Genomic DNA, 17,970 nt, shown 5'->3' with positions numbered 1-17,970 from the left:
GCCACCGGCGGCGCCCGCTACATCGAGACCGTCTACGGGCGCGGCTACAAGTTCGAGGCCCCGCCCGAACATGAGGAGACCGCCCCGGCCGCAGCGCCATCCACCGCGGCGCGCCGTTTCCCGGCCATTCCCTTCGCCGCCGCCGGCCTGCACCCCGGCTGCCTCGTCGCCGCCGAGTGACTCGGCCGAGTGACGCGGCCTTTCAAAAGTCCCCGCCGTCCGCTTTGCTCCCGACATTTTGAAAAGCCATGGCCGCGGCCCTTCGGGGCCCGGCGGCTGGGCCGCCCTGCGCGGTCGCCGCATTTGCATAAAATGCGCAATTACTTTTAAAAAATCCGTCTCTTTAAAAGATGAACTCACCGCTGCGGAAAGCGGTGCGGTTTTTTTACTCCGGTTTAAACGGGGTCGGTCACAGTCGAATGGTCGGTTGCGCGCCCATAAAACCAAGTGGGAAGGCCCGCGCAGCCCGGCCCCAGCGTCAGAAAGGCGCTCTGCATCTCGCGAATGGAGATAAACATGGCCTCGATCATGACCAACACCTCGGCGATGACCGCGCTGCAGACGCTGCGCCGCGTGACCGACGATCTGGCGACCACCCAGGATCGCATTTCGACCGGCCTCAAGGTCAACAACGCCAAGGACAACGCCGCCTACTGGTCGATCGCGACCACCATGCGCGCCGACGTCGCCGGCTTCAAGGCGGTGAAGGAGTCGCTGGAACTGGGGTCGGGCACGACCAACACCGCGTCGGTGGCCTCCAAGAACATCGTGGAGAACCTCCAGACGCTGAAGGCCCGCGTCATCGCCGGCCAGACCAACGGCGTCGACAAGTCGCTGATCCAGAACGACATCGACCAGCTCGTCAAGCTGGTGAAGGGCGCCGCCGCCGACGCCTCGTTCAACGGCGACAACCTGCTGCGCGTCGCCTATTCGAACGACGGCACCGCGAAGGACAAGGACGTCCAGATCCTGGCCTCGCTGAGCCGCAACGGGAACTCGGTCGATCCCTCCTACATCACCTTCCAGCGCCAGGACATGCAGGTCAACTCGATCGTCGGCAAGGCGACGATCGAGCAGCAGGTGGACTCGACCAAGGCGCTGAAGGCCCAGGTCGGCATCAAGCTGGGCGCCGTCGGTGAGACCTTCATCAACGGGCAGAATCTCGGCCTCGACAAGCTGACGCTGAACTTCACCGCCGAGAACGGCACGGTGACCGACGTGTCGGTCGATCTGTCGGCCCTGACCTTCGACACCTCGAAGGCCCAGACCCAGACCAACGTCCTGGCCGCCATCAACACGGCCTTCACGGCCCAGCTCGGCGGCGCCACCGCCCTGGTCGCGGCGTTCGACGCCAACGACAACCTGACGCTGACCGTCGGCGACACCGACGCCAACACCAACTTCACCGCCAAGATCAAGGATCTGTGGGTCAGCAGCAAGGAAAGCGACGCCTTCGGCGGCCTTGCGGACCTGACTCAGATCGACGTGGTGAACAACGCCGAGCGGTCGCTGGTCGCGATCAACTCCCTGCTCGACAAGGCCATCGGCAAGGCCGCGGTCATCGGCTCCATCGAGAACCGCGTGTCGGTGCAGAACGACTTCGTGTCGAAGCTGACCGACTCGATGAACAAGGGCATCGGCGCCCTGGTGGACGCCGACATGAACGAGGAATCGAGCCGCCTGCAGGCCCTCCAGGTCCAGCAGCAGCTCGCCACCCAGGCGCTGTCGATCGCCAACCAGGGTCCGCAGAACATTCTCTCGCTGTTCCGCTAACCCGGTCCGGCCGGCGCCCCGCTCCCGAAGGGGCGCCGGCCATCTTTTTTCTTCGTCCCCAGCGCAAGCCCCAATCCGGCGCCCCCGTGCGCGTTGCATAAGGTGCGACCATGAGCATCGCCGCCTACCAGCAGACGATGGCCGAGTGCGAAGACCCGCGCCGCATCGAATATCTGGTCTTCCTCCGCATCACCCTGGATCTGGAGGCCAACCGCGACGCCGGCTGGCGGTCGGCGGCGCTGAAGGACGCGCTGTGGCGCAACCTGGAACTCTGGAACACGCTGCGCGCCGACCTGCTGGAGGACGGCAACGCGCTGCCCGAGGCGCTGCGCGCCGGGCTGGTCTCCCTGTCCTTCTCGGTGGCCCGGCAGACCACGCAGGTCCTGCGCGGCGAGGCCGACGCGGGCATGCTGATCGACGTCAACCGGTCGGTCATGCGCGGCCTGCAAGGCGTCGCCCGGACGGAGACTCCCCTGGAGACGCCCGCGGAGGCCCTTGCCGCGATGGAGGCCGCCTATGGCGCTTAAGCTCCGCCTCAAGCCCTGCGAGCGGGTGGTGATCAACGGCTGCGTCGTGCAGAACGAGAACCGCCGCTACACCCTGACCGTCAGCAATTTCGCCCAGATCATCCGCGGCAGCGACATCATGCAGGAGGAGGAGGCCGACACGCCGGTCCGCCGCGCCTATTTCGTGATCCAGAGCATGCTTCTGGACCCCCAGGCCGCGGAGCAGTACGGCAGCGTCGTCGCCGGCATGATGGCCAAGCTCTACACCGCCTTCCTCCACCCGGACATGCAGGACCGCATCATGCAGGCGATGCGCAACGTCAGCGACCGGGATTACTACAAGGCGCTGGCCTGCCTGCGGCCCGTGATGGCCTATGAGGACGGGCTGCTGAACGCGCAGCGCCCGCCGCGCGACGAGCGCGTCCCCGAGACCCGCCCCACAGAGATCCACGCGGAGGCGTGACGCCATGCCCGCACCCATCCAGGGACTGACCGGCGGCGTGTCCGGGGTCAACGGGGAGCGCGGCACCGCCAGCGCCGACCTGATCGCCGAAGCCCGCCAGCGTCAGGCCGACCGGCTGCGCGCCGCCCAGGCCGAAGCCGCCAAGGCGACCGAGGTGGTGGAGGAAGCCAGGGCATCGGCGGAATCCGACAACCGCAGCCGGCCCGATCCCATTCCGCCCTACCGCGTCAACCTCGACCCCGGCACGGGCCGCCTGTCCACCGAGGTGCTGGACACCCACACCGGCGAGGTGATCCTGCGCATCCCGCCGGCCTATGGCGATCCCGCGGAGGATGCCGCCGAGGACGGCGGGCGCCCGAAGGCCCCGGAGGTGAAGGCATGAGCACGCTCCAGGACTACCGCCAGATCGTCCGCAACCAGGACCGCTACGACACGATGATCCGGTCGCGCCCGGACGTGAAGCGCAACATCGCGTATTTCGAGGCCAACATCGGCAAGATCTCCAGCGCCGAGGAACTGCTGAAGGACGACAAGCTTTACCGCTTCGTCATGGTGGCCTTCGACCTGGAAAGCCAGACCTTCGCGCGCGGCCTGATCCGCAAGGTGCTGAACGAGGGCGTTACCGCGCCGGACGCGCTCGCCAACCGCATGAACGACAGCAAGTTCAAGGAGATGGCGACGGTCCTGTCCTTCAAGGAGACGGGCGGCGCCACGCTGAAGGAACCGGCGATCGTCAAGGCCATCGTGGACCGCTATGTGGACGTGTCGCTGGAGGTGAAGGCGGAGGAGACCAACCCCGCCGTCCGTCTGGCGCTCTACTTCGACCGCAAGGCGCCGCGCATCACCAACTGGTATCAGGTGCTGGCCGACCGCGCGCTCCAGAAGGTGGTCTTCACCGCGCTGGACATCCCGGAGCAGTCGGCGCTGGGCGACCTGGACCGGCTGGTGGACAAGCTGAAGCGGCGCTACGACATCGCCGATTTCAAGGATTCCGCGAAGGTGCAGAAGTTCCTGGACCGCTTCTCGGCCATGTACGACATGGTGAACGGGGCGCCCGCGGGGGCCTCCGCCACCCTTCCCACCATCGGGCCGATCAGCCGCCGCGGACGCTCCTCGATCATCGCCATCGACCCGTCCATCACCATGTCGCTGCTGAATTTCCCGCGCTTCTGAGCGGGGAGCCGCGGAATTTCGGGAGAATGGCCGTGCAGCCGAGCCGACAGGCCAGGCCGCCGGGCGCGTGGCCGCATGTCGTGGCCCTGCTGCCCGGCCCGGACGACCGGGACGACGACACGGCCCGCGACTCCCTTCACGTTTTGCCGATGGCGATCCTGCCGCTGGAGACGCCGGGCCTGCGCCGGGCGCGCCTGATCAAGAACGTCCGGCTCCAGACGGTGGTGGAACTGTTCAACGACGTCCACGCCGGCAGCGGGCAGGTGATGCCCAGCCAGTTGCCGCTGCATTTCGGCAACCGTTCCCCGGAGCTGGACCGCGACCTGCTGATGATCGGGCAACTCGCCCAGGCGGCCAGCTTCGACGTCTATTCCCTGCGCATCGAGCTGCGCCGCCTGAAGATCGCTGTGGACGAGCACGCCGCCCTGCGCCTGTCGCAGCGCCGCCGCGAGCAGCTCACCCGCTACATGCGCGTTTTCACCCGCCCGTTGATCGAAAGCGTCTACGGCAGCGACGACGTGCAGGTGCAGAATGTCGAGGACCTGATCCGCCTGTTCGCCGAACCCGATCTGGCGGAGGTGCGGCGGCGGCTGACCATGATGGCGGACCGGCTGGACATCGCCATGTCCGACATCCCGGCCTTCCTGGAGGAGTATGGCGACATCTTCCTGTCGCTGGCCTATTTCAAGCAGTGCCTGGACGAGATCGTGCCCGACGTGCAGGCGTTCCTGGCCTGGATGGACGCGGTGCGCGGCTTCAGCGAGATCCGCCGCGACGCCCGCCACGCCCGGATGCTGGACGAGGTGGGGCGCGACCTGACGGAGATCGCCGCCTCCATCACCGGGCGGTTCGAGAGCTTCGACAACCGGTCCAAGGACTTCTGGCGCAACATCAACGCCCAGAGCTTCCGCAGCATCCGCGACCTGATCACCAACCACCACGTCACCATCGGCGGGGTGCTGTGCGGGCTGGCGGTGAAGATGGCCCTGTGGAAGGCCCGATTCTCCAGCGGCGGCGGCCCGGTCCGCCGGCTGGAGTTCATCCGTTCCGAAATCCTGCCGGGCCTGTCCCACATCCGGTCCCTGGAGCGCTCGGCGCGGGGTGCGGAGCGGTAAAGGCTCTACCGGCGCCGTGCGGCGGTCTGGAGGATGGTGGCGGCGGCGGCGGCGGCGATGCCGAGGCCGGTCACCGCGGTCCAGCCGCCCGCGTTCCAGGCCAGCGTCGCGGCACTCGACCCCAGCGCGCCGCCCAGGAACATGCCGCCCATGAAGAGGGTGTTCAGCCGGGCGCGGGCCTCCGGGCGCAGGGCGTAGACGATGTGCTGGTTCGACACCAGGGCGGCCTGCACCGCGAAGTCGAGCAGGATCACCCCGGCGACCAGCCCGGCGACCGAGGTCCACAGCCCGAACAGCAGCCAGGAGGCCAGCGTCAGCACCGTGCCGAGCAGGATCACCCGCTGCGGCCCGCACCGGTCGGCGATCCGCCCGGCGAGCGGTGCGGCCAGGATGCCGACCGCGCCGACGATGCCGAACAGCCCCGCGGCGTCGGCGCCGAGGCCGAAGCGCGGCTCGGCCAGGCGCAGCGCCAGGATGGTCCAGAAGGCGGTGAAGGCGGCGAACAGCAGGCCCTGGGTGACGGCGGCCAGCCGCAGGGCCGGAAATTCCCGCCACAGATGGACCAGCGAGCGCATCAGCGCCGGGTAGCGGATGCCGCCGCCGGGATGGCTGCGCGGCAGCAGGACGGCCATCAGCGCGGCCGCAGCCAGCGCCAGCGGCACGGCCAGCCAGAACATGGCGCGCCAGCCCTCGTGCGTTCCGACCACGCCGGCCAGCGTGCGGCTGAGCAGGATGCCGGTCAGCACCCCCGCCATGACCGTGCCGACCGCCGCCCCCCGCCGTTCCGGGGCGGCCAGATGGGCGGCGAAGGGAACGATCTGCTGCGCCACCGTCGCCGAAACGCCGAGCAGCAGCGAGGCGGCGACCAGCAGGGCCGGTCCCTGGGCCAGCGCCGTCGCCACCAGGGCCGCGGCCAGCAGCAGGAACTGCCCGACGATCAGCCGCCGCCGCTCCACCAGATCGCCCAGCGGCACCAGCAGGAGCAGGCCGGCGGCGTAGCCCAACTGGGTGGCGGTCGGGATCATGCCGGTCAGCGGGCCGGGCAGGTCGCCTTCGATGAGGCCCAGCATGGGCTGGTTGTAATAGATGTTCGCAACGGCCAAGCCGGCGGCGGCGGCCATGGCGAAGGTCAGCCCGCGCCCCAGCCGCGCCTGTTCCGGCGCGTGGGGAGAGGTCTGGGTGATTGTGTCGGTGATGCTCATGACATGAGACCTTTCCAACATTCCCTCTCCCGCCCCGGGAGAGGGGATTTGATGCATTGGTTCTGGAACGCACCCTATCGCACCTTCACAATCCGCATCAGTCATGCAGAATGAACGACCTGTATGTCGGAATATGAAGCAATGGACCTCGCCGGACTTGCCGTGTTGGTGGAAGCCGCCCAGGCCGGCAGTCTTGCCGGGGCCGCCCGGCGGCTGGGCATATCGCCGCTGATGGCGACCCGGCGGCTGGCCGCGCTGGAGGAGGCGATGGGCGCGCGGCTGATGCAGCGGACCACCCGCTCCCTCGCCCTGACGCCGGAGGGGGAGGCGATGCTGCCCTTCGCCCAGGCGATGCTGGAGAACGAGGCCGCGGCGCGGGCCAGCGTCCGCCCGTCCTCCGCCGGGGCGTCGGGATTGCTGCGGCTGACCGCCTCCGCCGCCTTCGGGCGCAAGCTGGTGGTGCCGGTGGTGGCGGACTTCCTGAAGGACAACCCGCAGGTCTCGGTGGATCTGCTGCTGACCGACACGGTGGTGGACATCGTGGGGCAGGGGATCGACCTCGCCATCCGCATCGCGCATCTGAAGGACAGCGCGCTGATCGCACGGCGGCTGGCCGACAACCCGCGGGCGCTCTACGCCACGCCCGGCTATCTGGCGGCCCGCGGCACGCCCGCCGCCGTCGCGGATCTGGCGGAGCACGAGTGCCTGTGCCTGTCCGGGATCACCCACTGGAGCTTCACGGGCGACGGGCGCGGGCGGCGCATCCGGGTGCGGGGGCGCTTCACCGCCAATTCCATCGAGGGATTGAGAGACATCTGCCTCGCCGGGCTCGGCATCGCGGTCCTGTCCGGCTGGGACGTGCGGGAGGAGGTGGCGCGCGGCGCGCTGGTCCCGCTCCGCCTGTGCGACGGCGAGCTGGAGCCGCTGGCGGTCTGGGGCGTCCACCCCTCCGCGCGCTTCGTGCCGCCGAAGGTGCGGCTGTTCATGGACGCGCTGGCGAAGGCGCTGCGCTGAGCGCGGGCCTCAGAGCCGGATGGCCGAACGGTCCGCCGGCTGGGTGGCGTTCAGTTCGTAGAGCTTCGCCAGGATTTGCGGGGCGGGCTGCTCCGTCCGGACGGCAAGCGTGTCCGCCGCGGCGCCCGCGCCCGGCGCCTTGCGGGCGAGCGCTTCCGCCAGGACGGCGGCGGAGGGGCGATGGTCCGCCGGCGGCTCGGGCACCGGGCCGGCGAGGAAAGGCAGGGGCGGGGCGTTGGAGGGCGTTTCCTTCGCCACGGCCTTCGTCTCCTCCGCGCCGCCCTCCGCCAGCGTGACGAGATGGCCCAGCGGGTCGTCGCCGGTGACGGCCTCGAAGGCGGCCATGGCGGCGCTGCCCAGCAGGCCGATGGGGCCGCCGAACAGGAATCCGCCGGCCAGCCGCGCCGGCAGGCCGATGCCGTCCCCGGTGGCGTGGCGGTAGATCTGCGACACCCCCGGCAGGTGCTGCAACGGGTTCACCGCGTCCAGCAAATCCCCGAAGTCCAGGCTGAGGTCCGCCGCCTCCTGCCTGGCTGTGGCGGGCTTGGCCGGAACGATGGTCGGGGCGAGCGCGCGGGCGGCGAGCGCGCGGGCGGCGAGCGCGGTGGCGTCGGTCATGATGCGACTCCGGTGGGAACGGCGAGGATGCGGTCGAGGATGCGGAAGGACTCGGGAGAAGGCGTGGCGTCGTCCTTGCCCTGGCGCAGGAACTCCTCCAGCGCCGGGTTCAGGGCGACGGCGCCGTCCACCTCCGCGTCGGTGCCCGGCTTGTAGGCGCCGATGCGCACCAGCTCCCGCATGTTGTCGTAGGTGGCGGCAAGGCTCCGCGCCCGGCGCAGCAGGGCGTTCTGCTCCGCCGTGTGGCAGCCGGGCAGCAGGCGCGACACGCTGCGCAGCACGTTGACGGCGGGGTAGCGCCCCTGCTCCGCGATGCGGCGGTCCAGCACGACATGGCCGTCCAGGATGCCGCGCACCGCATCGGCGATGGGTTCGTCATGGTCGTCGCCGTCCACCAGCACGGTGAAGATGCCGGTGATGTCGCCCTGGCCCTCCGACCCCGGACCGGCGCGCTCCATCAGCTTGGGCAGTTCGGAGAAGACGCTGGGCGGGTAGCTCTTGGCGGTCGGCGGCTCCCCGGCGGCCAGCCCGATCTCGCGCTGGGCCATGGCGAAGCGGGTCACGCTGTCGATCAGGCAGAGGACGTGCAGGCCGCGGTCGCGCAACTCCTCCGCCACGGTCAGGCAGAGATGGGCGGCCTGCCGGCGCATCAGCGGCGGCTCGTCCGAGGTGGCGACCACGACGACGGAGCGGGCGAGGCCATCCGCTCCCAGATCGTCCTGGATGAACTCCTGCACCTCGCGCCCGCGCTCGCCGACCAGCCCGATCACGATGGCGTCGGCCCCGGCGTGGCGCGCGAACATGGACAGCAGAGTCGATTTGCCGACGCCGGACCCGGCGAAGACGCCCATGCGCTGGCCGCGGCAGATGGGTGTGAAGACGTCGATGGCGCGCACGCCGGTGTCCATCTTCGCCCCGACCCGGCGGCGCGCGTAGGCCGGCGGCGGGGCGGCGCGCAGCGGGCGGGCGTGGTGGCCGTTGCGCAGCGGGCCATGCCCGTCGATCGGCTCGCCCAGCGCGTTGACCACGCGGCCCAGCCAGCCGGGGCCGGGGCGCAGCGTGAAGGCGGTGTCGTCGGTGACGGCGGCGCATCCCTCCGCCACGCCGTCCAGATTGTCGAAGGCCATCAGCAGCGTACGGCCCTGGCGGAAGCCGATGGTCTCGCACAGCAGGCGCTGGCCGCGCGCCGTCTCGGCCCAGCATTTGTCGCCCACCGCCAGGACGCGGCGCAGCCCCTCCACCTCCAGCGTCATGCCGGCGGCGCTGCGGATCTCGCCGCGCCAGGAGCGGGTCGGCATCCGCTCGATCTCGGACAGGAGGTTGGAAAGCACACGCATGGCCGGGTCGTCTCCGCCGTGTCGGAACGCGCCGATACTGGCACGGGGATTTTAAATCCGGTTTTAAACGCCGGCGGTCATCTTGGCCTTGCCTTGGTTTCCGGCTTTGGGATAGGGCCGTTCGAATGGATTTTAGCAATATTTCGGTGTTCCGGCTGACCGGCGCGCGTCTCGATTACTTGGCGGAGCGGCAGAAGCTGATCGCCGCCAACGTCGTGAACGCGAACACGCCCGGCTATCAGCCGAAGGACCTGAAGCCCTTCGCGGCGCTGATGGACGGCCCGCGGACGGTGGCGCCCGCCCTGACCTCCCCCATGCATCTGGCGGGCTTCAACCCGTCCGGCGCCGTGCAGGAGGCGCGCAAGCCCGAACAGTGGGAATCTACGCCCGACGGCAACGCCGTGTCGCTGGAGCAGGAGATGACCAAGGGCAGCGAGACGCGCGACGCCTTCGCGCTGACCGCCGGGCTGTTCCAGCGCAACCTGCAAATCCTGCGCGCCGCCTGGCGCGCCGGCTGACGACATCCGGAGGCTTCTCCATGCTCACCGATCCCCTCGCCGCGACGATGCGCATCGCCAGTTCGGGCCTGCAGGCGCAGGGCACCCGGCTGCGCGTGGTCGCCGAGAACATCGCCAACTCCGATTCCACCGCCCTGACCGCGGGCGGCGATCCCTACCGCCGCAAGACCGTCTCCTTCGACACCGCGATGGACCGCGCCGCCGGGTCGGAGATCGTGAAGGTCAAGCAGATCGGGCGCGACCGCAGCGACTTCCAGCTCGTCTACGAACCCTCGCACCCCGCCGCCGACGAGAAGGGCTATGTCAAGCGCCCGAACGTCCAGCCGCTGATCGAGATGATGGACATGCGCGAGGCCAGCCGCTCCTTCGAGGCGAGCGTCAACGTCATCGAGCAGACCCGCAGCATGATGGGCCGCATGATCGACCTTCTGCGCGGCTGAGGAGACCAGAGACATGATCGAACCCATCGGCCGCGCCGCCGCCGCCTACGGCCTTCACCGCGCCCCCCTGGCCCAGCCGGCCCCCGCGGCGTCCGTCGCGACCCCTCCGGCGGCGGCCGCCGCGGCTGCGCCGTCCGCCGAGACGGCGGCGTCCGCGGAAAGCAGCTTCGGCGCCTTCCTCGACCGTCAGGTGTCGCAGGCGGTGGAGACGCTGAACGAGGGCGAGCGCATGTCCGTCGCCGCCGTCGCCGGAAAGGCCGGAACGCATGAGGTCGTGCGCTCCGTGCTGGCCGCGGAGATGACCGTGCAGACGGTCGTGTCGATCCGCGACCGCATGGTGCAGGCGTATCAGGACGTGATGCGGATGGCGATTTGAGCGCATTCGTTGGGACGTATTGCCCCCACCCCGGCCCTCCCCCGCTCACGCAGGGAAGGAGCCCATGCGCAGCATGGGAAGGGTGGGGGCAACAGTTAGGAACATCCCCATGAACGAAGCCGACGTGCTGGAAGTCCTGCGCACGGGCATCTGGACGATGCTGCTGATCGCCGCCCCGCCGCTGGTCATCGCGGTGCTGGTGGGCGTGGCGATCTCGCTCGTCCAGGCGCTGACCCAGGTGCAGGAGATGACGCTGACCTTCGTGCCGAAGATCGTCGCCATCCTGGTCACCACGGTGCTGGCGCTGCCCTTCATGTACGGCGCCCTGACCACCTACGCCGACCGGCTGAGCAGCCTGATCGTCTCGGTGCGCTGAATGCGCCGGGCGGTGGGCATGGCGGCGCTTCTCCTCGCCGGGACCGCAGCCGCTGCGGACGTGAAGCCGCCCGCGGCCCAGATCGGCACATGGTCCACCGCCCTCTACGCGCCGCGGGTCCTTCCCGCCCGCAGCCTGCCGCCGGAGGCCGCCTGCATCGACGCCATCCTGGCGGCGGAGCGCGAGGCGGGGGTGGCCGACCACATGCTGCTCGCCATGGGCTTCACCGAGGCCGGGCGGATGACCGCCGACCGGCTGTTCACCGTCTGGCCCTGGACCGTCAACACCGAAGGCGCCTCCCGCTACTTCCCGACGCGGGAGGAGGCCATCGCCTTCGTGCGCGCGGCACAGGCGCGGGGCACGCGCTCCATCGACGTGGGCTGCCTCCAGGTGAACCTGAAATGGCACCCCGACGCCTTTCCCGACCTGGAGACCGCCTTCGACCCGCGCGCCAACGCCCGCTACGCCGCGCGCTTCCTGGGCGACCTGCACCGCGCGCAGGGATCGCTGGACGCCGCCATCGCCCGCTACCACTCCGCCCAGTCGGAACGCGGGGCGGCCTACCGCGAGCGCGTCGGCGGCAACCGGCGCTGGGTGGCGGGCGCCATGGATTACCTGAAGACGCTGGCCGCCGGTCCCCAAGCCGCCGGCCCGCAAGCGGCGGCCCCCGGCGCGCTGCCCGCCTGGGGCCGGGCGGAGCTTGGCCGCCTGTCCTTCCTGTCCAGCCTCTACGCCAACGCGGCGGTGAAGCCGCTGTTGCCGGCGGCGGAGTAGCGCAGACGTAAAAGCCGGTTTTACCGCGGAGCGCTAGCGTTCCGATGGTTCAGCACCCTGGAGTTCCCGCATGGCTTTCACGGACACCTTCCGGAACCGGATGACCAGCCTCGGCGATGCCGGGCTGGCGAACCGCGACGTGCTGTTCGCGCTGGCCATCGTGCTGGTGCTGGCCGTGCTGTTCCTGCCGGTGCCGACCTGGTTCCTCGACCTCGGGCTGGCGCTGTCGCTGGCGGTCAGCGTGCTGATCCTGATGGTTTCGCTGTGGATCTCCAGGCCGCTGGACTTCTCGTCCTTCCCGACCGTGCTGCTGGTCGTCACGGTGCTGCGGCTGGCGCTGAACATCGCCTCGACCCGCCTGATCCTCAGCCACGGCCACACCGGCCCGTCCGCCGCCGGCCATGTGATCGAGGGCTTCAGCCAGTTCATCATGGGCGGCAACTTCGTGATCGGCGTGGTGATCTTCGCCATCCTGATCGTCATCAACTTCGTGGTCATCACCAAGGGCGCCACCCGCATCGCGGAGGTCGGCGCGCGCTTCACGCTCGACGCCATCCCCGGCAAGCAGATGGCCATCGACGCCGACCTGTCCGCCGGCATGATCGACGACGTGGAGGCCCGCCGCCGCCGCAAGGAGCTGGAGGACGAAAGCACCTTCTTCGGCGCCATGGACGGCGCGTCGAAGTTCGTGCGCGGCGATGCGGTGGCCGGGCTGGTCATCACCGCCATCAACGTGCTGGGCGGCATGGCCATCGGCATGGCGCAGCAGGGCATGTCCTTCGAGTCCGCGGCGTCGGTCTACACCATCCTGACGGTGGGCGACGGACTGGCGACGCAGATCCCGGCGCTGGTCGTCTCGCTGGCCGCCGGCCTGCTGGTGACCAAGGGCGGCAACGTCGGCTCCGCCGATCAGGCGGTGCTCGCCCAGCTCGGCGGCTATCCCAAGGCGCTGATGGTGGCGGGCGGGCTGCTCTGCACGCTGGGCGTGACGCCGGGCCTGCCCGCCGCCCCCTTCGTCCTGCTGGGCGGCGGCTTCGGGGCGGCGGGCTGGTACGCGATGCGGGGCAAGATGCGCCGCGCCGCGCTGGCCCGGCTGGAGGAAAGCCGCAAGACCCCCGCCGCCCCGGCGGAGGAGGCGGTGGAGGACATGCTGAAGGTGGACGAGGTGAAGGTGGAGGTCGGCAACCACCTCGTCCCGCTGATCCTGAACAAGAACGGGCCGCTGACCGGCAAGGTGAAGACGCTGCGCAAGCGCTTCGCCAAGGAGTTCGGCTTCATCCTGCCGTCGGTCCGCATCAAGGACAGCAGCTTCCTGCCGCCCAAGGGCTATGTGGTCAGCGTCATGGGCGTCGAGGTGGCGAGCGGCGAGGTGCGGCCCAAGCAGCTTCTCGCCATCGACCCGTCCGGCGGGGCCGCCCCCGACCTGCCCGGCGAGGCGACGCGGGAGCCGACCTTCAACCTCCAGGCCCGCTGGATCGACCCGGCCCGCCACGAGGAGGCCATCGCCAAGGGCTACACGGTGGTCGATCCGGAAAGCGTCATCACCACCCACCTGACGGAGGTCATCAAGGACCACCTCTCGACCCTGCTGACCTTTGCGGCCATGCAGAAGCTGCTGGACGGGCTGGGGCGGGAGTACCAGAAGCTGATCTCCGACATGGTGCCGTCGCGCATCTCGCTGGTGGTGGTGCAGCGCGTCCTCCAGGCCCTGCTGGCCGAGCGGGTGTCGATCCGCAACCTGCCGGCCATCGTCGAGGCCATCGCCGAGGCGGTGAACTGGACGCGCAACATCACGATGGTCACCGAGCATGTGCGGGCGCGGCTGGGCCAGCAGATCTGCCAGTCGCTGACCGCGCCGGACGGCTTCGTTCCGGTCATCGTCCTGACCCCGCGCTGGGAGCAGGCGCTCCAGCAGAGCATCGTGGCCGATGGCGAGGACCGCCGCTTCGCCATGCCGCCGACCCAGGTGCAGGAGTTCCTGACGGCGCTGCGCATCACCATCCAGAAGCACGCCACGCCGCAGGTCTGGCCGGCGCTGCTGGTCGGGGCGGAGGTGCGGCCCTTCGTCCGCTCCCTGCTGGAGCGGGTCAGCCCGATGACCCCGGTCATCAGCCACGCGGAGCTGCACCGCAAGGTGTCCGTGAAGACCGTCGATCAGGTCTGAGCGGGCAGGGGAGGACGGATCATGGACCCGCTCGCCGACCTGCTCAGCCTGGAGGTCTACCGCGCCTTCCTCGTCTTCGCCCGCGTCGCCGCGGCCATCGGCCTGCTGCCGGGCTTCGGGGAGCTGGCGGTGCCGCCGCGGGTGCGGCTGTGCATCGCGATCCCCGTCGCGCTGGCCCTCACCCCGACCGTGCCCGGCCTGCCCGACCGGCTGCCGCCCGACGCCGCGGTGATGCTGGAGCAGATCTTCGCGGAGACGGTGGCCGGCGCCTTCCTGGGGCTGGGGGCCAAGCTGTTCCTGGCGTCGCTCCAGGTCGCGGGCAACATCGCCGCGCAGGCGATGGGCCTCGCCAACCCCTTCGGCACCGACGCGGCGGGGTTCGAGAGCGGGTCGATCCTGTCCGGCACGCTGGTCATCGCCGGGCTGGCGCTGCTGTTCGCGCTGGACCTGCATTACCTGATGATCGACGCGCTGGTGCGCTCCTACGGAAGCTGGCCGGCGGCGCAACTGCCCGATCCCGGCATGGTGGCGGGGCGTTACGCCCAGCTCGTCGGCGTCACCTTCCGGCTGGGCGTGCAGATGGCGGCGCCCTTCCTCGTGTTCGGCATGATCGCCAACATGGCGCTGGCGCTGGTCAACCGGGTGATGCCCTCGATGCCCGTCTATTTCGTCGCCACCCCGGCGATGGTTGGCGGCGGGATGCTGGTCTTCCTGGTGACGGCGGGCGCCATGGTCACCGCCACGCTGGCGGCGCTGGCCGCCTGGCTCGGCGGGCGGTGAGGAGGCGGCGATGTCCGACACCCAGGACCAGGAACAGAAAACCGAGGAGCCGACCGAGAAACGCCTGCGCGAGGCGATGGAGAAGGGCGACGTTCCCCGCGCCCGCGACGTCGGCCTTGCCGCCACCATGGCGGCGGCCTGGCTGATCGCCGCGGCGGGCGGGCCGCTCGCCGCCTCCGGCATCGCGGAGGTGCTGCTGCCGCTGATCGAGAATCCGAACGACATCCGGCTCGACGGCGGTCCCTACGACGTGATGAACAGCCTGCGCTGGCTGATCGGCGGGGTGGCGGTGGCCCTGCTGCCGGTGCTGGGCCTGCTGGCCGGGGCGGCGGCGGTGTCGGCGGTGGGGCAGGGGCCGCTGCTGGCGGCAAGCGACCGCATCCGGCCCAAGCTGTCGCACCTGTCGCCGCTCAGCGGCTGGCGCCGCATCTTCTCGCGCCAGGCGCTGGTCGAATTCGTGAAGAGTCTCGTGAAACTGGCGATCATCGCCTGCGCCGTCTGGTTCGCCGTGGCGCCCTACATCGATTGGACGGAGGGGATCGTGGGCATGGACGTTGCGGCGCTTCCCGACCTGCTGCGGGATCTGACCCTGCGGCTGCTTCTGGCCGTCCTTCTGGCGACGGTGGTGATGGCCGCCGTGGACGTGCTGTGGAACCGGCTGGAATGGCGGCGCCGCCTGCGCATGACCTTCCAGGAGCTGAAGGACGAGTTCAAGCAGACCGAAGGCGATCCCCATCTGAAGGCGCGTCTGCGCGAGATCCGGCGCGACCGCTCGAAGCGGCGCATGATGGCGAACGTGCCGCGCGCCACGGTGGTGATCGCCAACCCGACCCACTTCGCGGTGGCGCTGGAATACGACCGCTCCAAGATGCCGGCGCCGGTCTGCCTCGCCAAGGGAGCCGACCTCGTGGCGCTGCGCATCCGCGCGGTGGCGGAGGAGAACGGCGTGCCGGTGATCGAGAACCCGCCGCTGGCCCGCGCCCTCTACGCCGCGTCGGAGGTCGATGCGGTGATCCCGCTCCAGCATTATCAGGCGGTGGCGGAGGTGATGATGTATGTGCTGCGCCTGAAGAACGGGGGATCGGCGCAGCGTGCGTAGGATGCCTGGGAATTCGGCTTAATGTCTTCTCAACGGGTTTGGCGGTAGACGAAGGATCTCTCCACCTTCCGCGGCGCATCACGGCGATGAGTGACAGCGACGACCTGTTCGAGATGTACCGCTCCGACCGCGCCGCGACCGGCGCGCCGAAGGGGGAGGCGCTGGCCAACGCGCTGGCCGACAACGTGCGGCGCAGCTTCGCCGAGATGGACCGGCTGGTGGCCGAGGTGACCCAGGCGCTGGCCCAGGCGCGCTACGCGCTGCGCCTCGCCCCCGCGGTGGTGGACCGCGCCGCCTATGTGCAGCACGACCGCTCGTCCGAAAGCTTCCGCGATTACCTGCGCCTGTGGAGCCACCGCCGCGCCGAGGCCGGCAGCGGCGGGATGCATTGGGAGGCCAAGATCCTGGTCACCGACAGCCGCCGCCGCACGGCGGAGATCGGGCTGGGCGTGGCCGTGGAGTGGCCGACCGGCGATGCCGGCGCCGAATGCGCCTTCGTGGAGTTCTGGACGACCGGCCAGGGCGTGAACCTGCCCTCCGAGGGCCGCAACTTCCAGCGCGCGCTGGTCGCCTCCCTGCGGCGGCTGGAGGAGGCGGGGGAGATCACGCCCGCCGTGAAGCGCTGATCTGGGAAGTCCCCTCTCCCCTCCTGGAAAGAGGGCTAAAATGGCCGAATGCAACGACCACGGTCACGAACGGATCAGCGCCTCGACCTCCCGGATCGCGGCGTCGGCGGGAATCCGCTCCATCTCGCGCCCGCCGAAGGCGGAGGCCGTCAGCACGGCGCCCCGCGTCACCTTGGGGCGCAGCTTCTCCGCGATGGTCGGGCCGTAGAGGGTCAGCAGCGGCACGTCGGCGAGGCCGAACAGGTGGCTGGTCCCGCTGTCGTTGGCGACCGCCGCCGCGCAGCGCCGCGTCAGCGCGATGGTGCGGACCGGGGAATAGCGCGGCTCCGCCAGAGCGGCGTCCTGAAGGGGGAACAGCGCCTGCGGCACGGCGGCGCGCAGCTCCGGCAGCCAGTCCAGCTCTGCCGGGCCGAGGATGAAGACGGGCACCCGCCCGCCCTCCGCCTGGGCGCGGGCCAGCGCCACGAAACGGTCCAGCGGCCAGCATTTCACGCGCTTGCCCGCCCCGGGGGCTATGGCGACGTAGCCCGGCCCGTCCGGCAGGACGGCGCGCGCCTCGGCTTCGGCCTCCGCCGGGATGGGCACGGCCATGTCCAGCGGGGGGCGCCGCCCGCCGGCCACCTCCAGCAGGTCGAACAGGCGGTCCAGCACATGCCGCGGCTCCTTGTAGCCGGGCGGCGGGCGGCGGTCCGACAGGCGGTAGCCGGCGCAGGCCGACACGAACACGTCGTGCCGCAACCGGCGCGCCAGCAGCGTCCGCCAGGGCAGCGCCTGGGTGTCCAGCACCAGGGAGAAGCGCTCCTTGATGGGCAGGGGCCGCAGCAGGCCGAGCGGGCTGCGCCCGATGCCGGTGTCGGCGCGGAACTCGTCGATCAGCCCGTCCATCATCGGGCGCAGCGTGGTCGCCAGATGGGTGCCTTCGGTGGTGATCCAGGTGATCCGGTGGTCCGGAAACAATCCCCGCAGGGCGCGCACGAAGGGAATCTTGATGAGCGCGTCGCCGATCAACTCGCCATGGGTGAAGACGGCGAGCGACGCCGGTCCGGCGCGGTCGGTTGCGGGCATGCGGGAGCCTCGGGAGGGAGCGGCCAAGCGGGACCGCGGACTATACCGGTCCGCAGCCGGCGGCGGAACCCCCGCAAGGCCATCGCCTTTCAACGGCCCGTCCCGCTCTCCGGGAAGGCGGCAACTCGACAAGGTCCAGGCACATCGCCTACAACCGTTCATCCGGCCTGGAGGCGGAATTGACATCGGGTGAACGGGGCGACGGGGACGGGAATCTTCGGCCTTCCCCCCAGCGGGGGAGGAGGGGCCGCATGACGCGCCGCCATTCCCCGCCCCGCTGGAGGGTCACGCTGTCCGCGGCGCTGTCCGCCGGCCTGCTGCTGATCCTGGCCCAGGTGCCGGTGCAGGGCGTCGCCATGCTGTCCGCCGGTCTGGCACAGGCGTTCTGGGCGGCGTCGCTGTGCGGGCCGGACGGGGCGCGGGACCGGCTTCCCGCCGCGCCCGACCAGCCGCGGCACGATCTGTCGCATTGCCTGGCCTGCCAGCTCGGCTGCGCGTCTCCGGCGGCGCTGGCCCCGGCGGACGTGGCCGTTCCGCCGCCGCGCCTGTCC

Annotated in this window: 20 protein-coding genes and 2 pseudogenes; 18 read left to right on the top strand and 4 right to left on the bottom strand. The window is 70.4% G+C overall.

Annotation, left to right across the window (positions count from 1 at the left end):
- From QSG27_RS20510 to QSG27_RS20480, 7 genes and pseudogenes are all read left to right on the top strand, one after another.
- Window positions 1-180, top strand: a pseudogene (locus QSG27_RS20510) (DNA-binding response regulator); the annotation flags it as partial.
- Window positions 181-516: 336 nt separating this feature from the next.
- Entirely contained in the window at window positions 517-1,773 is a 1,257-nt protein-coding gene (locus tag QSG27_RS20505; RefSeq protein ID WP_306709389.1) for a flagellin N-terminal helical domain-containing protein, read from the top strand.
- Window positions 1,774-1,883: 110 nt separating this feature from the next.
- Window positions 1,884-2,300, top strand: a complete 417-nt coding sequence (gene flaF, locus QSG27_RS20500) for a flagellar biosynthesis regulator FlaF (RefSeq protein ID WP_306709387.1) — start codon at window positions 1,884-1,886, stop codon at window positions 2,298-2,300.
- Window positions 2,290-2,742, top strand: a complete 453-nt coding sequence (locus QSG27_RS20495; protein ID WP_306709385.1) for a flagellar biosynthesis repressor FlbT — start codon at window positions 2,290-2,292, stop codon at window positions 2,740-2,742. Before flaF ends, QSG27_RS20495 begins: the two co-directional genes overlap by 11 nt.
- A 4-nt stretch (window positions 2,743-2,746) precedes the next feature.
- Entirely contained in the window at window positions 2,747-3,124 is a 378-nt protein-coding gene (locus QSG27_RS20490) for a hypothetical protein (protein ID WP_306709383.1), read from the top strand.
- Window positions 3,121-3,915 (top strand): DUF1217 domain-containing protein, encoded by a 795-nt coding sequence (locus QSG27_RS20485; protein ID WP_306709381.1) that lies wholly within the window; start codon window positions 3,121-3,123, stop codon window positions 3,913-3,915. Before QSG27_RS20490 ends, QSG27_RS20485 begins: the two co-directional genes overlap by 4 nt.
- Window positions 3,916-3,995: 80 nt before the next feature.
- Window positions 3,996-5,030 carry a hypothetical protein gene (locus QSG27_RS20480; RefSeq protein ID WP_407653250.1) on the top strand — a complete coding sequence of 345 codons (1,035 nt, stop codon included), beginning with the start codon at window positions 3,996-3,998 and terminating at the stop codon, window positions 5,028-5,030.
- A 5-nt stretch (window positions 5,031-5,035) separates the two neighbouring features.
- Here the strand turns inward: QSG27_RS20480 and QSG27_RS20475 are convergent, their stop codons facing one another.
- Complete coding sequence (locus QSG27_RS20475; protein WP_306709378.1) at window positions 5,036-6,232, bottom strand: MFS transporter; 1,197 nt, start codon at window positions 6,230-6,232, stop codon at window positions 5,036-5,038.
- Between the two features lie 141 nt (window positions 6,233-6,373).
- On the opposite strand from QSG27_RS20475, the gene QSG27_RS20470 reads away from it, so the two are divergent.
- Complete coding sequence (locus QSG27_RS20470) at window positions 6,374-7,246, top strand: LysR family transcriptional regulator (RefSeq protein ID WP_306709376.1); 873 nt, start codon at window positions 6,374-6,376, stop codon at window positions 7,244-7,246.
- Window positions 7,247-7,255: 9 nt separating this feature from the next.
- On the opposite strand, the gene QSG27_RS20465 is transcribed toward QSG27_RS20470, so the two are convergent.
- Together QSG27_RS20465 and fliI are read right to left on the bottom strand one after the other, a co-directional pair.
- Window positions 7,256-7,864, bottom strand: a complete 609-nt coding sequence (locus tag QSG27_RS20465; RefSeq protein WP_306709375.1) for a hypothetical protein — start codon at window positions 7,862-7,864, stop codon at window positions 7,256-7,258.
- Window positions 7,861-9,201 carry a flagellar protein export ATPase FliI gene (gene fliI, locus QSG27_RS20460; RefSeq protein WP_306709374.1) on the bottom strand — a complete coding sequence of 447 codons (1,341 nt, stop codon included), beginning with the start codon at window positions 9,199-9,201 and terminating at the stop codon, window positions 7,861-7,863. Before fliI ends, QSG27_RS20465 begins: the two co-directional genes overlap by 4 nt.
- A 125-nt stretch (window positions 9,202-9,326) precedes the next feature.
- On the opposite strand from fliI, the gene QSG27_RS20455 reads away from it, so the two are divergent.
- The 9 genes from QSG27_RS20455 (at window position 9,327) to QSG27_RS20415 (ending at window position 16,354) form a co-directional block, all read left to right on the top strand.
- The gene (locus QSG27_RS20455; RefSeq protein ID WP_306709372.1) at window positions 9,327-9,719 is read left to right on the top strand and encodes a flagellar basal body rod protein FlgB; all 393 of its coding nucleotides are present in this window, start codon (window positions 9,327-9,329) and stop codon (window positions 9,717-9,719) included.
- Window positions 9,720-9,739: 20 nt separating this feature from the next.
- On the top strand, window positions 9,740-10,159 hold the full coding sequence (gene flgC / locus QSG27_RS20450; protein WP_306709370.1) for a flagellar basal body rod protein FlgC: 420 nt from the start codon (window positions 9,740-9,742) through the stop codon (window positions 10,157-10,159).
- Between the two features lie 13 nt (window positions 10,160-10,172).
- Entirely contained in the window at window positions 10,173-10,535 is a 363-nt protein-coding gene (locus QSG27_RS20445; protein WP_306709369.1) for a flagellar hook-basal body complex protein FliE, read from the top strand.
- Window positions 10,536-10,644: 109 nt separating this feature from the next.
- On the top strand, window positions 10,645-10,911 hold the full coding sequence (gene fliQ, locus QSG27_RS20440; protein WP_306709367.1) for a flagellar biosynthesis protein FliQ: 267 nt from the start codon (window positions 10,645-10,647) through the stop codon (window positions 10,909-10,911).
- 18 nt (window positions 10,912-10,929) lie between these two features.
- Window positions 10,930-11,685, top strand: coding sequence for a lysozyme family protein (locus QSG27_RS20435; protein ID WP_306709365.1), 756 nt, complete (start codon window positions 10,930-10,932; stop codon window positions 11,683-11,685).
- 70 nt (window positions 11,686-11,755) lie between these two features.
- Complete coding sequence (gene flhA / locus QSG27_RS20430; protein WP_306709363.1) at window positions 11,756-13,849, top strand: flagellar biosynthesis protein FlhA; 2,094 nt, start codon at window positions 11,756-11,758, stop codon at window positions 13,847-13,849.
- Between the two features lie 21 nt (window positions 13,850-13,870).
- Complete coding sequence (locus tag QSG27_RS20425; protein ID WP_306709361.1) at window positions 13,871-14,629, top strand: flagellar biosynthetic protein FliR; 759 nt, start codon at window positions 13,871-13,873, stop codon at window positions 14,627-14,629.
- Between the two features lie 10 nt (window positions 14,630-14,639).
- Complete coding sequence (flhB, locus tag QSG27_RS20420) at window positions 14,640-15,728, top strand: flagellar biosynthesis protein FlhB (protein WP_306709360.1); 1,089 nt, start codon at window positions 14,640-14,642, stop codon at window positions 15,726-15,728.
- Window positions 15,729-15,814: 86 nt separating this feature from the next.
- The gene (locus QSG27_RS20415) at window positions 15,815-16,354 is read left to right on the top strand and encodes a hypothetical protein (RefSeq protein ID WP_306709358.1); all 540 of its coding nucleotides are present in this window, start codon (window positions 15,815-15,817) and stop codon (window positions 16,352-16,354) included.
- A 63-nt stretch (window positions 16,355-16,417) separates the two neighbouring features.
- Here the strand turns inward: QSG27_RS20415 and QSG27_RS20410 are convergent, their stop codons facing one another.
- The gene (locus QSG27_RS20410) at window positions 16,418-17,419 is read right to left on the bottom strand and encodes a glycosyltransferase family 9 protein (protein WP_306709356.1); all 1,002 of its coding nucleotides are present in this window, start codon (window positions 17,417-17,419) and stop codon (window positions 16,418-16,420) included.
- A 251-nt stretch (window positions 17,420-17,670) separates the two neighbouring features.
- Here QSG27_RS20410 and QSG27_RS20405 point away from each other — a divergent pair.
- Window positions 17,671-17,970, top strand: a pseudogene (locus QSG27_RS20405) (DUF2946 family protein); the annotation flags it as partial.

Source organism: Azospirillum isscasi, assembly GCF_030849505.1.
Classification (GTDB): Bacteria; Pseudomonadota; Alphaproteobacteria; order Azospirillales; family Azospirillaceae; genus Azospirillum; species Azospirillum isscasi.
This window is presented reverse-complemented; position numbering and strand designations above follow the sequence as displayed.

What these genes read in the sequence shown, in the direction of transcription:
- QSG27_RS20505 (WP_306709389.1), top strand. Translation starts at nt 517, where the DNA reads ATGGCCTCGATCATGACCAACACCTCGGCGATGACCGCGCTGCAGACG.
- flaF (WP_306709387.1), top strand. Translation starts at nt 1,884, where the DNA reads ATGAGCATCGCCGCCTACCAGCAGACGATGGCCGAGTGCGAAGACCCG.
- QSG27_RS20495 (WP_306709385.1), top strand. Translation starts at nt 2,290, where the DNA reads ATGGCGCTTAAGCTCCGCCTCAAGCCCTGCGAGCGGGTGGTGATCAAC.
- QSG27_RS20490 (WP_306709383.1), top strand. Translation starts at nt 2,747, where the DNA reads ATGCCCGCACCCATCCAGGGACTGACCGGCGGCGTGTCCGGGGTCAAC.
- QSG27_RS20485 (WP_306709381.1), top strand. Translation starts at nt 3,121, where the DNA reads ATGAGCACGCTCCAGGACTACCGCCAGATCGTCCGCAACCAGGACCGC.
- QSG27_RS20475 (WP_306709378.1), bottom strand. Translation starts at nt 6,232, where the DNA reads ATGAGCATCACCGACACAATCACCCAGACCTCTCCCCACGCGCCGGAA.
- QSG27_RS20470 (WP_306709376.1), top strand. Translation starts at nt 6,374, where the DNA reads ATGGACCTCGCCGGACTTGCCGTGTTGGTGGAAGCCGCCCAGGCCGGC.
- QSG27_RS20465 (WP_306709375.1), bottom strand. Translation starts at nt 7,864, where the DNA reads ATGACCGACGCCACCGCGCTCGCCGCCCGCGCGCTCGCCGCCCGCGCG.
- fliI (WP_306709374.1), bottom strand. Translation starts at nt 9,201, where the DNA reads ATGCGTGTGCTTTCCAACCTCCTGTCCGAGATCGAGCGGATGCCGACC.
- QSG27_RS20455 (WP_306709372.1), top strand. Translation starts at nt 9,327, where the DNA reads ATGGATTTTAGCAATATTTCGGTGTTCCGGCTGACCGGCGCGCGTCTC.
- flgC (WP_306709370.1), top strand. Translation starts at nt 9,740, where the DNA reads ATGCTCACCGATCCCCTCGCCGCGACGATGCGCATCGCCAGTTCGGGC.
- QSG27_RS20445 (WP_306709369.1), top strand. Translation starts at nt 10,173, where the DNA reads ATGATCGAACCCATCGGCCGCGCCGCCGCCGCCTACGGCCTTCACCGC.
- fliQ (WP_306709367.1), top strand. Translation starts at nt 10,645, where the DNA reads ATGAACGAAGCCGACGTGCTGGAAGTCCTGCGCACGGGCATCTGGACG.
- QSG27_RS20435 (WP_306709365.1), top strand. Translation starts at nt 10,930, where the DNA reads ATGGCGGCGCTTCTCCTCGCCGGGACCGCAGCCGCTGCGGACGTGAAG.
- flhA (WP_306709363.1), top strand. Translation starts at nt 11,756, where the DNA reads ATGGCTTTCACGGACACCTTCCGGAACCGGATGACCAGCCTCGGCGAT.
- QSG27_RS20425 (WP_306709361.1), top strand. Translation starts at nt 13,871, where the DNA reads ATGGACCCGCTCGCCGACCTGCTCAGCCTGGAGGTCTACCGCGCCTTC.
- flhB (WP_306709360.1), top strand. Translation starts at nt 14,640, where the DNA reads ATGTCCGACACCCAGGACCAGGAACAGAAAACCGAGGAGCCGACCGAG.
- QSG27_RS20415 (WP_306709358.1), top strand. Translation starts at nt 15,815, where the DNA reads ATGAGTGACAGCGACGACCTGTTCGAGATGTACCGCTCCGACCGCGCC.
- QSG27_RS20410 (WP_306709356.1), bottom strand. Translation starts at nt 17,419, where the DNA reads ATGCCCGCAACCGACCGCGCCGGACCGGCGTCGCTCGCCGTCTTCACC.